Genomic DNA, 15793 nt, shown 5'->3' on the forward strand with positions numbered 1-15793 from the left:
AGATGGACAAAACTGTCGATACAAGCATCCAAGGCCAAAACATGAAATCGCCAAATGGCGGCATGAAAAGAGTCAAACGTGCGTTTGGCGCGATTTACGCCTTTTTCTACGGCAATCCCCCTGCAATTATCGGCACGCTTTTGCTGTCCGTTGTGCTGGTGGGCGCGATTTTTGCCAACGTCTTGGCGCCATACCCGCCGGAAAAGCGGGTGGCGCGGCCGCATCAAGAACCTAGCGCGAAATACGTGATGGGCACCACGCGAAGCGGACGTGATGTTTACAGTCAGGTGCTTTATGGCGCTCGTAAAACACTGACCGTCTCTTTGTTTGCTGGTTTGATCGCCATGACATTGGCTGTCGCGGTAGGTGTTTCTGCGGGCTACTTTGGCGGCAAAATTGATGAGCGCTTGAATTTTATAACAAACGTTTTCTTGGTGTTTCCGCAGCTCCCCTTACTCATTGTGCTCGCTGCCTTTTTGGGGCAAGTGGGATCTGTGGTGATAACACTTTTACTGGGGCTGACCTCCTGGCCATGGGGGGCGCGAGTGATTCGTGCGCAGACCATGGCAATCCGTCACAAAGAATTCATCCTCTCTGCGGAGGTGATGGGTGAATCCAAGTTGCGGATAATTATGGTCGAGATTTTGCCCAACCTTGTTTCCATTGTGTTTGGCGGCTTCTTGGGTGCTGTTATTTATGCAATGGGCTCCGAGGCAGGGTTGGGTATTTTAGGCCTGGGCGACGCGACCGAAGTGAGCTGGGGTTCCATGCTCTACTGGGCGCAGACGTCCTCAGCGTTGTACACCGGCGCGTGGTGGGAAATGATGGTGCCAGCATTGGCATTGGCCATCACCGGTGGTGGACTCGCGCTAATCAACATGTCGATAGACCAAGTGAGCAACCCAAAGCTCAAAACGGGTCCGCACATGAAACTGTGGCACGAGCTGAAAAAAATCGCCGATAAGAGGAGAGGGTTGTGATGTCAAAATTACTCGAAATCAATAACCTCTGCGTCGATTATGTGTCACCGAATGGCGTGGCGCGTGCCGTGAACAACGTCAGTATTTCCATCGCAGAAGGTGAAACGCTCGGCATTGCGGGTGAATCCGGTTGCGGAAAAAGCACGCTGGCGTTCGCGATATCACGTCTTCACAAAGCACCAGCACTGATCTCTGAAGGGGAAATCCTCTACAAGGATCAAGATGTGTTGAAAATGAACGACAAAGCGTTGCGAGCTTTTCGTTGGAACCAAGTCTCTGTGGTGTTTCAAAGTGCCATGAACTCCCTGAACCCAGTGATCACGATTGGCGAGCAGCTCACAGACGTCATGCTGGCGCACAAGAAAGTGACGCCAAAGCAAGCGTATGAAAAAGCCGCCGAGCTTCTGCAAACCGTGGGTATTCATCCAGATCGTTTGACCGCGTTTCCGCATCAACTAAGCGGCGGCATGCGTCAACGTGTGGTGATTGCGATTGCGTTAGCGCTTGAACCAAAACTGATCATTATGGATGAACCAACCACCGCACTTGATGTGGTGGTAGAGCGTGAAATCTTAAATGAGCTTTACGATTTGAAATCGAAGTTTGGCTTTTCGATATTGTTCATCAGCCACGATCTGAGCTTGATGGGTGAAATTGCTGATCGCATTGGCGTGATGTACGCGGGCAATATGATTGAGCTAGGTGACGCGCAAACTGTGTTTGGCGCACCGCAGCACCCGTATACCCAAGGATTGATCTCCTCGTTTCCAACCATTCATGGACCGAAAGAGCGTTTATACGGTATTCCAGGTAATCCCGTTAACCTGCTGCAAATTCCGCAGGGGTGTAATTTTCAGGCACGTTGTAGCAAATGTTTTTCGCCGTGTACCGAACATGAACCGATGCTGAAAACGGTCGCGCCTGCGCACCAAGTATCGTGTCATTTGGTTTAGAGAGGCAGAGAAGAATGATGGATAACAACGAAACGATTCTCTCAATCAAAAACCTGATGATGGATTTTCGCATTGGGCACTCAAAGTCCAATTTGATGCGCGCCGTTAACGATGTGTCGTTTGATCTTAAAAAAGGTGAAGCACTCGCAATTGTGGGCGAGTCGGGATCTGGAAAAAGCACAGGTGCGCGCATTCTTACTCGCATCTACAAAGAAACGGGCGGAAGCATTACGTTCAAAGGCAAGCCGTTGGCAGACTATGTGTCTGAATATGGTGAACTGGAGTATGCCCGTCAGGTACAAATGATTTTCCAAGACCCGTTTAGCTCACTAAATCCGGTGCACAATATTCACCATCACATTGCGCGTCCGTTGTTAATACACCAGCGTGCAACCAAGCAGAATGTCACCGAGAAAGTGATTGCCTTGCTAGAACTGGTGGGGTTGTCGCCAGCCGTTGAAACGGCACAAAAATTCCCGCATGAGCTTAGCGGAGGTCAACGCCAGCGAGTCGCCATTGCGCGGGCGATTGCGGTTGACCCAGAAGTGATTTTGGCGGATGAACCCATTTCAATGCTTGACGTCTCAGTGCGTCTTGGCATTTTGAATTTGATGGCGGATCTCAAGGACAAACATGGGATCGCCTTCATGTATATCACACACGATATTGCAACAGCGCGCTATTTTGCCGAGAAGACCGCAGTTATGTATGTGGGTCATATGGTGGAATGGGGCGAAAGTGACAGCGTGACTCAGAACCCGCAACATCCGTATTCTAAATTGCTGTTATCAGCAGTGCCAGAAGTCGGAAAAGCAGGACGTCGCGATTTGTCTGTTAAGAAAGGTGATATTCCGCTCTGGAAACCAAGCAGTGTCGGATGTCCGTTTGCGTCGCGTTGCCCAATAGCAACCGACACATGTACGCAATCAATGCCCGAGGCGACACGGGTTCGTCCCGGTCATTATGCAAGGTGTCACCACCTATAAATCGCTTTTACCTAGAGATTTCCCGATGAAGGATAGAAATCCGAGTCGGGATTTTATTTGACTAGAAAAGAAAGCGCTTTCTTTTGTTAGGAACCAAGAATTATGGACAAGTGTTTTAAGTTGACAACCGCCCCAGTCAAAGGGCAATTCGTTGATAATAATGGCGAACGTTTTTATCGCATCGAGAATGTCGACCACATGCCCGCGTTTTTTATGAGCGTGGTATCGGCAAACGATCACTGGTTATTTGCGTCATCAACAGGTTGCTTGTCAGCTGGACGTGGCAAACCGGAAAATGCGATTTTCCCTTATCGTTCAGTCGATTTAATTCATGAAAGTGCTGATAACACCGGCCCTAAAACCTTTATTCGCCTCGAAGATAATGGCGGTGATGTGGTCACATGGGAACCGTTCAACCAGCAGCATGACGGCAAATTCAGTGTCATTCGTAACCTCTACAAAAACATCACTGGCGACAAAGTGGTGTTTGAAGAAATTAACCAAACATTGTGCCTGACGTTCAAGTACAGCTGGGAAAGTGGCAACAAAGTTGGTTTTGTTCGCCGCAGTGAACTGTCCGATTTCTCAGGTCAGGCGCGTGCCGTTGAGATCCTCGATGGCGTGCAAAACATCCTGCCGCACAGCGCTCCCATGGCGGCATTGCAAACCCGAAGTGCCTTGGTTGATGCCTATAAGTGGAACGAACGCGAGCAAGACTCAGTGTTGGCACTTTATAGCATGTACGCCAAACTGAGCGACCGCGCTGATCCTGCCGAAGCATTGTTGACCAATACCGTATTTAGCATTGATAGCGACGAATCAGAAATATTACTCAGCAGCCAACAGTTGCTCGCGTTCAAACGTGGCGACGTGATTGAAAGTGAAAACCTCACGCGCGGGGTGCGCGGTGCATATTTCATTCATAAATTGGTGACGCTGAAAGGGGGGGAATCAAACCAATGGCTTATGGGGCTTGATACAGGCAAAGACCACGCCGATATCGCCACGCTGCGCGCTCAGCTGGAAGACAAAGACGCATTTAAAGCGCTGATTGATCAAGATTGCCAAGAAAATCGCCAAGAGCTCATATCACTAATCAGTGCCGTTGACGGCTGGCAGTTCTCTGCGGATGAAGCAACCAGCAACCACCACTATGCCAACGTGTTGTTCAATGCGATGCGCGGTGGTGTGTTTGAGCAGGGCTATACGTTGCGTAAAGACGACGTAATGCACACTGCCAAACTGACAAACCAATATGTGTTTGGGCGCAATCAGGCGTTTTACAGCGCGTTACCTGAGCGCTTTACGCAGAACGAGCTGATCAAACTTGCAGAGCAAGCAGATGATATTCAATTGGTGCGCCTTTGTTACGAATACCTGCCGCTGACCTTTGGCCGTCGTCATGGTGACCCAAGTCGCCCTTGGAACCATTACGACATCAAAGTCAAAGACAAGGAAGGCAATCCGTTGTTGGCCTACCAAGGTAACTGGCGTGACATCTTCCAAAACTGGGAGGCCTTGTCACTAAGCTATCCGGGCTATCTGCGTTCGTTCATTGCTAAGTTCGTGAATGCATCCACCATTGATGGCTATAACCCTTATCGCATCACTAAAGACGGCATTGATTGGGAAGTGCTGGAGCCGGATGACCCGTGGAGTAACATCGGTTATTGGGGCGATCACCAGATCATCTATTTGCTGAAATTCCTCGAATGGTCAGAGCGCTTTGAGCCGTCACAGCTTTCTGCCAATTTGACGCGTGAAATCTACAGCTACGCGAACGTGCCGTATTTGATTGGCGACACCAAAACTTTGTTTGATACCCCGAAAGACACGGTCACGTTTGATACTGACCTGCAGGCGAAAACAGAAAAGCTCGCCACCATGATAGGCAGCGACGGTAAGTTGTTATTGGATTCAGATCGCGAAGTCTACCTGGTCAACCTGTCAGAAAAATTGATCGTGCCTTTGCTTGCGAAACTTAGCAACTGGGTGGTGGACGGTGGTGTGTGGCTGAATACGCAGCGCCCTGAGTGGAACGATGCCAACAACGCCATTGTGGGCAACGGCTTATCGATGGTGACCTTGTATTACATGCGTCGCTACGTGGAGTTTTTGCAAGGTGTGTTTGAAGGCGCGCCGGAAAAAATTCGTCTGTCATCTGAAGTCGCGACTTGGCTAAAAGAAACCACGGACATTCTGAACACTGCGTTGCGCGATGTGAAGAAGAAAGCGGTGACTCGCCAGACTAAACACAAATTGCTGACAGAGTTGGTTGAAGCCGCGAGCGATTATCGTCATCAGGTTTATCACCAAAATGGCTTCTCGGGCAAAGATCATGTTGATCTGTCGGATATCTCCGGATTGCTTTCAACGAGCTTAGAATTGCTGAACAGCAGCACGCTGGCGAACCTGCGTGAAGATGGCTTGTTCAATGCCTACAACGTGGTTCAATACAGCAACGAATCGGTAGAATCTTTGCCGCTGTATCCGATGCTGGAAGGGCAGGTTGCGGCGTTAAGTTCAGGTGCGTTGACCAGTGCTCAGGCCGTGTCATTACTTGATAACCTGTTTAGTAGCGGTATGTACCGCCGCGATCAAAAATCGTTCATGCTCTACCCAGATCGCGAGTTACCAAGATTTATGAGCCGTAACTGCATCTCATTGGATGCCGTGAAGGAAAACGCGCTGTTGTCTGAAATGAACAAAAATGGTGATAAGCGCATCATCAAGGCTGACAAAAATGGCGTGTTCCATTTCCATGCCGATTTTGAAAATGCGGGTGCGCTGAAAGAAGCACTCAGCACATTGCGTGATGAATACGCACATATTGTTGATGCGCAGTTTGACGATGTCACTGCCCTGTACGAAACCGTATTCAATCATAAAGAGTTTACGGGCCGCTCAGGCACGATGTTTGGTTATGAAGGTTTGGGCTGTATTTACTGGCATATGGTGTCTAAGTTGCTACTTGCTGTGCAAGAAGTGTACTTTGCCAGCCTTGAAGAAAACCCGAATAGCGCTGAAACCCAGGCATTGGCTGCACATTACTACCGTGTGCGTGAAGGGATCAGTTTCAATAAAACGCCAACGGAATACGGCGCATTCCCTGCTGACCCTTATTCACACACGCCAAAACATGCTGGCGCTCAACAGCCGGGCATGACAGGCCAAGTGAAAGAGGAAGTGATCACTCGCTTTGGTGAGCTGGGTGTGCTGGTGGAAAAAGGGGCTATTCGCATTGCGCCAACATTGCTCATGAAGAATGAATTTAGCGTGAAACCTGCGTTATTCAACTTTGTGCGCACTGACGGTGTCACTGAGAATGTGTCTCTGAATGTCGGTGAACTGGCGTTCACTTATTGTCAGGTGCCATTCCTTTATCGTCTGACAGACGGCGCGACAACCAACATCGTGGTCAAGATGGCGTCTGGTGAGGTGATCTCGGTGGAAGGTAACAGTTTGCCGGAATCTATCAGCAAACACATCTTTGGCCGCTCTGGCGACGTTGAGAGTGTGATCGTGGATGTGCCTGAAAGTATGCTCTATCAGCCTGCGTAAACCTTGCGGGTGTTCTCCTTGCCCGCTTGTTCTTTGTTGGTTTTAAGCTTGATGATAAGACTCAGAAATAAAAACAGCCGCATCTGCGGCTGTTTTTTTGTTGGTATGCTCTAAAACCATAACTAAAAGGATAGATAAAACGCGAGATAAAACGATAGCTAAAGGATGTTAGTTAATGTTTTTCACCGATCCCCGTTCCATCAAGGAAGGGAAAAGACGCTTTGTGACGTTGGTGAGCGGTTTGCCATTGAGAATATTCAAGACACCTTTCGCCGCTTCAGATGCCATCTCCTCCAGGGGAAAGTTTATGGTGGAAAGGCTTGGCGTCATGAATGGGCTGTAAGCGTGGTTATCAAACCCGACAATGGAAATGTCCTCGCCTACTTTGAGGTTTCGTTCATGGCATACGCCATAAGCAGCTAGCGCGATGCTGTCATTCAGGCAGAAGATAGCAGTGATATCATCGCTTCTGTCCATCAACCGACGGATTGCTGCATCGTTGCCATCATGATCGAATCGACCTTCAATCACCAGATTCTGATCGTATTCAATATCGTATTTTGCCAGCGCATTGCGATAGCCCTGAAGACGGTCACGGCTATCTGTTTTACTCAACTGGCCAGTAATACAACCGATGCGGCGATGCCCATTATTGATCAGATATTCAGTGGCGATATAGCCGCCCCATTCGTTATCCATGCAGATGCATTGATCCGAAATCTCTGGAATATAGCGGTTCATCAGCATGGTAGCGGGGGTTTTCTCGACAATTTTCAGGATATCCGCATCGCTCAACATGTCGGAACTGAGCACTAAGCCATCAATTTTCTTCGCATTCAGAAAGCGGATAGATTCTTGTTCTTCGTCATATTGCTCATGGCCACTTGTGATGATCAGGTGATAGTTTTGTTGTCTTACCACGCGTTCAACATTGTGCATCAAAGGGCCAAAATAAGGACCATCAAAAGTGCCAACCAACATGCCAATACTGTGAGAGCGGTTGGAAGCAAGGGCTTGTGCGAACGCATTGGGTTGATATCCCAACGTCTCGATGGCTTCGAATACCTTAACCCGGTTCTTCTCCTTAACTGACTCGTGGCCATTGAGGGCTCGTGAAACGGTCGACTGAGAAACGTTTGCGAGCTCAGCCACCTCTTTTATGGTGATCAATTGAATCTTCCTTAATGTACCAATAGCCACCTCGTTTTCTGTACGGTACGAGGCATGCCAAAACACTCCTTCATAAGGGCTTTCTTTCTGAAGGCCATGAAGGTGAAACGCGTTATATTTTAAATGGTTATCTATCACATGGCGCTAGAAGTATCCGCTGCTACGTGTAGAGCTTGATAAAAGTAATCGGTAGTTGTGCCATGAATAACGCGCTATTTCTAGCTTGAAAGCGGTTGCATTATGTACAAATGCTCACTGTTAACACTTTTGATACCATCGTCTTTATAACGTGTCGTAACAAAGGAGCATTCTGGGAGTAAAAATAAATATTTTGCATTCTACGTTGAGAAAACGTGAATTAAGTCAAATAATTTAATACTCAGGAGGAGTGACTGACTATGTGTGAAATGCTGCAACAGTATCCGATTATCAATGGGCGTGAGATTCATGTTAGGACGTGGAACCCTGAAGGGGGTGAGACCGTGATTTGCTGGCACGGATTGGCACGCAACAGTATTGACTTCGTTGCAATCGGGGATGAACTGGCGGCGAAAGGCTATCGCGTCATTGCACCAGACACGCTAGGTCGCGGTCTTTCTGAGTGGGCTGAATCCCCAAAAAGTGAATACAGCTATGCCAATTACATTGAGATGGCTGTGAAGTTGATGGACTTTTACTCTTGCGATCGCGTGCATTGGGTTGGCACTAGTATGGGCGGTTTGATTGGTATGTTGCTCGCCGCCAGCGAAGAGCAGCAGCATCGTATCGCGACGTTGGTGTTAAATGATATTGGTCCTGAAGTGCCCGCAGATGCGTTGAAACGCATTATCAATTATGTGCAGGAACCGATTTCTTTTGGTCGTTACAGTGAAATCAATCAATACCTGCAAACCCTTTATCAGCCATTTGGTCCGCATACATCGCAGCAGTGGCAGACCATGATTTCAGCCTCGGTAAGACGGCTAGATAATGGTCACTACGCGACACATTATGATCCCAATATTTTGGCTGGCTATGATGAAAATGCGCCTGTGCTTAATCTATGGCGTCAATTTGCAAAACTTGCGCAACCCACAATGTTGATGCACGGCTTACACTCTGATGTGCTGACCAAAGATATCGTAAAACGCATGCGTGAGGTGCAACCGGACATGGCCGTAAACTACTATCTTGGATGCGGTCACGCGCCAAACATGTTCTTCAAATCTTATCGGCATGATGTCATGCATTTCATTGAAAGCCATTCCTTGGACGCGCCTCCAAGACACAAGGGTTTGGATCAAAACGACGCGCTCAAAAGAAACGCGAGTTAGCGCTGAGTATTTTGAGCGAGAGCAAATGCTGTAGAGCTGTAGGCATGTGGGCATGTGGGCATTGATCAAAGACACAAGACAAAAACCGAAGGTCACTATTAAATAAAGCGTGACCTTCGAGAGTTGGCAGTGCTCTGTCACACCAACATCATGACGTTTACACGTTGACTATATTTCCGATTTCGACGCCCAAAGATGAAGTAGTTCGGTAACAATGGTTGCTCCCGCCAATGCAGTGATTTCAGAATTGTCGAAAGGGGGGCTGACTTCTACAACGTCCATACCCACCAAGTTTATTCCCCGTAATGCACGCAGAATGCGAAGCGCTTTGTCAGATGTCACGCCACCTATCACAGGCGTACCCGTGCCGGGCGCGAATGCGGGGTCTAAGCAATCAATATCAAAGGTTAAATAGACAGGTTGTGAGCCTACCAACGCTTTGACATGGTTGGCGATATCTTCGGCCGGCATATCAATGGCAGCTTCTGCGCAAATCACATTAAACTCATGGTTGTCTCTGTCATAGTCAGTTCGAATGCCGATTTGCACTGACGATGACGCATCGATCAACCCCTCGCGTGGCGCGTGATAAAACATAGTACCGTGGTCATATTGGCTGCCTTGACTATATGTATCGGTGTGTGCGTCAAAATGGATCAATGCCATCTGTCCGAATTTGGCGAAGTGGGCACGAAGTAAAGGTAAGGTAACAAAGTGATCGCCACCGAGCGTTAACAATGCTTTGTTGGACGCAAGCACTTGGCTCGCGGCATCGGTCGCCATAGAAAGGAAATTCTCGCTGTCGCCGCAGGTAAACACTAAATCACCCGCATCTACTATGTGACAGCGATCCCTCAGGTCGAACGGCCAAGGGTAGCGAAAACCTTCCCATGCAAGATTCACCGATGCGCGTCTTACCGCATCTGGGCCCAAGCGTGCACCCGATCGCCCCGTTGTCGCCATGTCATAGGGCATCCCCAAAATGACAATATCGGCCTCCGTCTGGGTGGGATCTTTGACCATAGGGAGACGAAGAAACGAGTAGGGATTGGAATAAAGGGAATCATCTTTTCTCGAGAATACGTTTTCCATAGCAGCCTCTCTTTTCGTTTACGCGCTTTTAAGTCGTTTAAGCCGTTTAAGCCGTAGTGGCACGATAACGAACAGTCGTTAGTGTCTTTCTTCAAGGTAGCAGCAGGGGAAAATTGCTTTGTCTATTTTCTGCGGCAGTCAGCCATTGTTTGTAATGAAGCGGTAGGGCTGCAACAAACTGTGATTCCTTTCGGTTTGTTGTCAGGTGAATAGAAACCTTCACCATGATGTATTGAATAGTGGTCTATACAGAGTGCAGAGCTTTCACATTGAGGAAATATCATGGCGGCAACGCGTAAAAAGAAAAAGCCGACAGTCTGTCTGGTGCTTCAAGGAGGCGGAGCGCTCGGTGCTTACCACATCGGCGCATATCAAGCGCTGGAAGAGGCTGGGTTCACACCAGATTGGTTTGCGGGGATCTCCATTGGCGCGTTGAATGCTGCCATTCTTGCGGGTAATCCCCCAGAACAACGACTGACGAAACTGGCGCAGTTTTGGGATCGTATTTCACGGCCCGGCACTGACATGGAGATACCAGAAGTGATGGCGCAAACCTTCAACAATGCCAGTGCACAGCAGGCCTTGATGTTTGGTCAGCCGGATTTTTTTAAGCCCCGTTCGTTCAACCCTTGGCTTGCACCTCCTGGAGAAGAAGCGACCAGTTTTTACGATACGACACCGTTGTTTTCCACCTTGAGTGATTTGACTGACTTTGATCTGATCAATCAAGGCGCAGCGCGGCTTACCTTGGGTGCAACACGTGTAACAGACGGCGAGTTGGTGTTTTTTGATAGCCTGACAGAGACCATTGAGCCAGCACATCCTGTCGCCAGTGGGTCGTTACCACCAGGATTTCCCGCCACCAAAGTAGGAGAGGACTATTACTGGGACGGTGGCGTGGTATCTAATACACCATTGAACGGTATTCTTAATTTGGCGTGTGATGAGGAACTTCTGATCTTCATGGTTGATTTGTGGAACCCTGTCGGAGACCTGCCAAAAACCATGGGCGAAGTGTTATGGCGTCAGAAGGAGATCCAATATGCAAGCCGAACGTATGAGCATGTTGAAGCGTTAATCGCAAAGCGCAATCTGGATCATCTATTAACCAAAGTCCCTGAACTGATCGATGGCAAACAGGCGCCAAAGGCGACCAGCCTTAAAGGTGGAACGAAAATAGATATTGTTCACATCACGTTTGAGCCCTTACACGGGCATGTTCCACTGAGTGACGCTGAGTTTTCACGCCGTTCAATTCGTCTGCGTCGCGACAGCGGGTATGAAGACATGAAACAAGCACTAGCAGAATCTCCTTGGACACAGGCCAACGAAGGGCTGCCCGCGCACTTCTATCGCCGTCAGCGTCATGGTGGCTGGCTAGAAAAGAAAGACTAGAACAGAAAAACCGGTCAAGTTTGATGGGGTTAGCTAGTCAGATAAAGCTAGTTGGATAAAGTTAGTAGGATAAAGTTAGTAGGATAAAGTTACTCCAATAAAGCGATTAGACTAAAGCGCTTGAGTATTGACCAGAACGCAAAAAGCCCCGATATCGGGGCTTTTCACTTTCTCACACAGGCAGTGGTGAATCAGGGGGTGTGAAAAATTCGGTTACGCGGGTGTCGAGACTTTGAAACGCCCCACAGAGGTTCGGAACTGACTGACTAGGCCATTCACTTCGCGTGCTGAGCCTTGAACATCAAACGCAGATTGGTGGTTGTTGGTTGCCATATCCGCAATGTCTTGAATGCGTCTTGCCAATTCTTGGTTGGCGCTGGATTGTTCATGCAGCGATCGCGACACTTCTTCGATGATATTAATAAGATCTTGCGATTTCTGGTGCATCTCACGCACTGACTGCTCGGCAGAGTGGGTTTGCGACATATTGTCGTTCACCACAAGCACGCTGTCTTCAATATGGCTTACAGTCGCTTCAATGCCTGAGCGCAATTCTTGAATCGTCGAGGCAATCTGCTTGGTTGAATCTGAGGTGCGTACCGCAAGGTTTCGAACTTCATCAGCAACAACAGCGAAACCGCGACCCTGATCGCCAGCACGCGCTGCTTCTATTGCCGCGTTGAGCGCAAGCAGGTTGGTTTGTTCAGCGACATCGTTAATCACGCTGATAATGCCTTCAATTTCTTTTGAATGTTGGTCAAGCTCAGATACTGCGCTACTTGAACGTTGTGATTTCTCCGACATCTGGTCCATATTCGCAATGGTTTGACGCATGCTGGTGGCACCTTGTTGTGCCTGAATGCCGCTTTCATCAGAAAGCGATTTCATCTTGTCAGCATCATGAGAAATGGTATTAATACTGGCAGCAAATTCTTCCACTAAGGCAGCAATACTGCCCGTGTCTTCGGATTGACGCGTAGACGCGCCAACGATGTGGTTGGACAAATCTTCCAGTTTCGCGACTTCACTATTTAGCTGGTTTGCACCAGAAGCGATGCTCGTCAGCGTTTCTTCAAACGCGTTCATTAGGTTGTTAAACGCACGACCTAGATCGGTGATTTCATTTTTGCCTTTCGGACGAAAACGAACGGTGAGGTCTAAGTTCCTCTCTGCGTTTTGTAGCAGTTCTTTTAAGGTATTGATGGGTTTAGTAATGCTATTGGCAATGGTGAAAGAAATCGCCATCAACACTGCTGCAATCGCGGCAACCAATAACAGCAGGCGACGTACGTCTTGATAGAACACCGCATCGACATCATCCACGTACAAGCCTGTGTTCAATACCCATTCCCAAGGCGTAAAAGGGAGGGAGTAAGCCACTTTGGGGTGGGGAGTATTGTCTTGTCCCGCTTTCTTCCAGTGGTACTGGACGAAGCCACCGCCATTTTTCGCCATTTCAACTTGCTCTTTAATGATGTACACACCGTTCGCATCTTTTAAATCAACCAGATTCTTACCTATCAAATTGGTGGCGATAGGGTGGTGAATCATTTCAGAATTCATGCTGTAAATCATGAAGTAACCATTTTCGCCGTAACGCATCGCATCAAGGGCGTTTATTGCCTGTTGCTTGGCTTGCTCCATACTGATGTTGCCGGACTGTGCTTGTTGATAAAGGCTTGTCACCAAGCTCTCTGCCGTTTCGACCAACACTTGGATTTGATTCTTACGCTCTTCCAACATGTTGTCTCGTTTCACGACAAGAGAAATGGTTGTGACTGAAACCAAAGACAGCACTGCAATGGCAATGATTAACGATAACCGCTGTCGAATGGATAAGGCATTCATGATTCCCTTCCTTAGGTGATATTCAACTCATTAAATAAAAAGAAATTTACATGCAAATAGCTTAGCCCTTTATGCAAACTATGCTCGGTTTTCATACGGATGTTTGAACGGTAAAAGAGAGCGGAAGAGAAGGTCAGCCTCGTCTATTTAAATGGACATCAAGAAGAATAAAGGCCTGGCGAGTCATGATGAAAGAAATGATTCACAAGATGAATTTTTTGTTGCGAATTATCTCATCGTGAAAATGTGAACTGATGCAATTTACTGTGGAAGAATTGTTTGTGCTATGTAGAAAAAGTGGCGCGATTGTAAGGAAGAAAAATCGCGAAGGTGACAAGCCATGAGGTATTGATAGAGAGAAATAACGTGAAGATACAGGACTAAGCATTAACCATATAAAAAAAGCGTGCTTATCACGTTTGGCTATATCCGTACTGCAATGATTGGTTTAGACTACCGCCCTCTTTACCCATGTGAACCGAGGTAATCATCAATGTCTCTACCAAATTGCCCACAGTGCAACTCTGAATACACTTACGAAGATGGCGCACTTTATGTATGCCCTGAGTGTGGTCATGAGTGGTCACAAGATGCCTCTGCAGATGCTGACGACGTTAAAATCATCAAAGACTCTAACGGCAATGTTCTGCAAGATGGTGACACAGTCACAGTCATCAAAGACCTGAAAGTGAAGGGTTCTTCACTGGTGGTTAAAGTGGGTACGAAAGTTAAAAACATCCGTCTGGTAGACGGCGATCACGACATCGATTGTAAAATCGACGGTGTTGGCGCAATGAAGCTGAAATCTGAGTTCGTGAAAAAAGTGTAAGCAACACCACTTTTACAGGAAAAGCCGCGCTTTCATGCGCGGTTTTTTTGTGCCTGAGATCTTTCCGCTTCCGCCAGTGGTTTGCCTTTAACGGTATTGGCTAATATCGTTCTTTAGTGAACGATTTATAGTAAGACGCGTACTGAAAGGTAAATATAAAACGCCGGAGGCAATGTGGCCGAGTACAAAGACGGAAAAGACGGAAAAAAAATTCCTAGCAACAGGCTCAGCCGCGTTGGTATGTTTGGCTCTGTGGTCACCAAAGTCGCCACCAACATGGCGACCGAAGGCGCTAAGCAATTCTTATCGGGTAAACGCCCCTCAGCGAAAGATTTGCTGCTGACTCCCAAGAACATTTCTAGTATTACTGATCAACTCGCCCAGCTTCGCGGCGCCGCCATGAAAGTCGGGCAGTTGCTCAGTATGGATGCGGGAGATGCGCTACCCAAAGAACTTACGGATATTCTGGCCAAACTCCGTTCTGACGCTTCCCCAATGCCAGCCAAACAACTCGCCTCGGTGCTGGAGTCGGAGTGGGGAAAGTCGTGGCAGCAGCACTTCATTTCATTCAAGTTCAAACCCATCGCCGCGGCGTCGATTGGGCAAGTTCACTTTGCGTATGGCGATGATGCGTCCGAGCTGGCCATCAAAGTGCAGTATCCTGGCATCAAGAAAAGCATCAGCAGCGACGTAGACAATGTCGTCACTCTGCTGCGTTTAACAGGATTAGTACCAAAAGAAGTGGATTACAAAAGTCTGCTAGAAGAAGCCAAAAAGCAGCTTCATGATGAAGCTAATTATGAGCTTGAAGCAGAGATGGGTGACACCTTCTATCAGCTACTAAAGAATGACAACAGATTCATCGTGCCCAAAGTCTACAAAGCGTTAACAACGCCCTCTATTTTGACCATGAGCTTCGAGCAAGGCGAAGCGATAGAAAACCTGCAAGATTTGCCTCAAACAGCGCGAAATGACTTGGTCACCAATTTGTTCGAGCTGCTGTTTAAAGAAGCCTTTCAGTTCAAACTGGTTCAGACTGACCCCAACTTCGCCAATTATCTCTATCAAAAAGAGACCGAGAAAATTGTGCTGCTCGATTTCGGTGCCACACGACGCTACGGCGACGTGATAAGCGAAGGCTATCAAAAGCTGCTGACTGCTGCGCTAAACAATGACCAAGATGGCGTGAGTGATGCCATGGAACAGATCGGCTTTTTCAGTGAGCACATCTTCCCTGAGCAAAAAAACGCGGTGGTGAACATGGTAATGACCGCCTGTGAGCCAATCCGATATGACGGCGACTACGATTTTGGCAACACAGACCTCGGCAGCCGTATTCATGAAGCGGGCATGGCGCTGAGCATGGAGCAAGGCTATTGGCACACACCGCCAGCCGATGCGTTGTTTTTGCATCGTAAAATCGGTGGGTTGTTTTTACTCGCAGCACGGTTAAACGCGAAAGTGAATTTGCGAGAAGTCTTTAAACCGTTTCAATGGGAAACACCGGCAACGTGCAAGCGAGCCGGCTAGGTGCGAAAAACAACCAAGTGCGAAAAGCAACCAAGCATTTAAAATTACAGGCTTAGGGTCATACTTTTGATTACCCTCTTTTGAAAAAGAGGGTGGGGAGGAGTAAAAGCGAAGTAACGTTTACCCAAGTTCATAC

The 15793-nt window shown here is 48.0% G+C and carries 11 protein-coding genes; 8 read left to right on the forward strand and 3 right to left on the reverse strand.

Annotated features, from left to right (window positions below; translation table 11 throughout):
• Positions 1 to 2 precede the first annotated feature (2 nt).
• The 4 genes from AB8599_RS20410 to AB8599_RS20425 all read left to right on the forward strand — a co-directional run bounded on the left by AB8599_RS20410 (position 3) and on the right by AB8599_RS20425 (position 6480).
• On the forward strand, positions 3 to 980 hold the full coding sequence (locus AB8599_RS20410) for an ABC transporter permease (protein ID WP_407333564.1): 978 nt from the start codon (positions 3 to 5) through the stop codon (positions 978 to 980).
• Entirely contained in the window at positions 980 to 1933 is a 954-nt protein-coding gene (locus AB8599_RS20415) for an ABC transporter ATP-binding protein (protein WP_407333565.1), read from the forward strand. The genes AB8599_RS20410 and AB8599_RS20415 overlap by 1 nt, the downstream gene beginning before the upstream one ends.
• A gap of 17 nt (positions 1934 to 1950) precedes the next feature.
• Positions 1951 to 2919: an ABC transporter ATP-binding protein gene (locus AB8599_RS20420; protein ID WP_407334444.1), complete on the forward strand. Its 969-nt coding sequence runs from the start codon at positions 1951 to 1953 to the stop codon at positions 2917 to 2919.
• 102 nt (positions 2920 to 3021) lie between these two features.
• The gene (locus tag AB8599_RS20425) at positions 3022 to 6480 is read left to right on the forward strand and encodes a hypothetical protein (RefSeq protein WP_407333566.1); all 3459 of its coding nucleotides are present in this window, start codon (positions 3022 to 3024) and stop codon (positions 6478 to 6480) included.
• Between the two features lie 168 nt (positions 6481 to 6648).
• Here the strand turns inward: AB8599_RS20425 and AB8599_RS20430 are convergent, their stop codons facing one another.
• A complete protein-coding gene (locus tag AB8599_RS20430; RefSeq protein ID WP_407333567.1) occupies positions 6649 to 7650 on the reverse strand; it encodes a LacI family DNA-binding transcriptional regulator in 1002 nt (333 codons plus the stop codon).
• Positions 7651 to 8048: 398 nt separating this feature from the next.
• On the opposite strand from AB8599_RS20430, the gene AB8599_RS20435 reads away from it, so the two are divergent.
• Positions 8049 to 8963 carry an alpha/beta fold hydrolase gene (locus tag AB8599_RS20435; RefSeq protein ID WP_407333569.1) on the forward strand — a complete coding sequence of 305 codons (915 nt, stop codon included), beginning with the start codon at positions 8049 to 8051 and terminating at the stop codon, positions 8961 to 8963.
• 168 nt (positions 8964 to 9131) lie between these two features.
• Here AB8599_RS20435 and speB read toward each other — a convergent pair whose 3' ends face one another.
• Positions 9132 to 10055, reverse strand: coding sequence for an agmatinase (gene speB / locus AB8599_RS20440; RefSeq protein WP_407333570.1), 924 nt, complete (start codon positions 10053 to 10055; stop codon positions 9132 to 9134).
• A 282-nt stretch (positions 10056 to 10337) separates the two neighbouring features.
• Here speB and AB8599_RS20445 point away from each other — a divergent pair, with 282 nt between their 5' ends.
• Positions 10338 to 11450, forward strand: coding sequence for a patatin-like phospholipase family protein (locus AB8599_RS20445; RefSeq protein WP_407333571.1), 1113 nt, complete (start codon positions 10338 to 10340; stop codon positions 11448 to 11450).
• A gap of 213 nt (positions 11451 to 11663) precedes the next feature.
• Here AB8599_RS20445 and AB8599_RS20450 read toward each other — a convergent pair whose 3' ends face one another.
• Positions 11664 to 13298 carry a methyl-accepting chemotaxis protein gene (locus AB8599_RS20450; RefSeq protein WP_407333572.1) on the reverse strand — a complete coding sequence of 545 codons (1635 nt, stop codon included), beginning with the start codon at positions 13296 to 13298 and terminating at the stop codon, positions 11664 to 11666.
• A gap of 493 nt (positions 13299 to 13791) precedes the next feature.
• On the opposite strand from AB8599_RS20450, the gene AB8599_RS20455 reads away from it, so the two are divergent.
• Together AB8599_RS20455 and AB8599_RS20460 are read left to right on the forward strand one after the other, a co-directional pair.
• Entirely contained in the window at positions 13792 to 14127 is a 336-nt protein-coding gene (locus AB8599_RS20455; RefSeq protein ID WP_017014763.1) for a zinc ribbon domain-containing protein YjdM, read from the forward strand.
• 174 nt (positions 14128 to 14301) lie between these two features.
• Positions 14302 to 15657 carry an ABC1 kinase family protein gene (locus AB8599_RS20460; RefSeq protein WP_407333573.1) on the forward strand — a complete coding sequence of 452 codons (1356 nt, stop codon included), beginning with the start codon at positions 14302 to 14304 and terminating at the stop codon, positions 15655 to 15657.
• Positions 15658 to 15793 lie beyond the last annotated feature (136 nt).

This window comes from Enterovibrio litoreus (assembly GCF_045679545.1).
Taxonomy (GTDB): Bacteria; Pseudomonadota; Gammaproteobacteria; order Enterobacterales; family Vibrionaceae; genus Enterovibrio.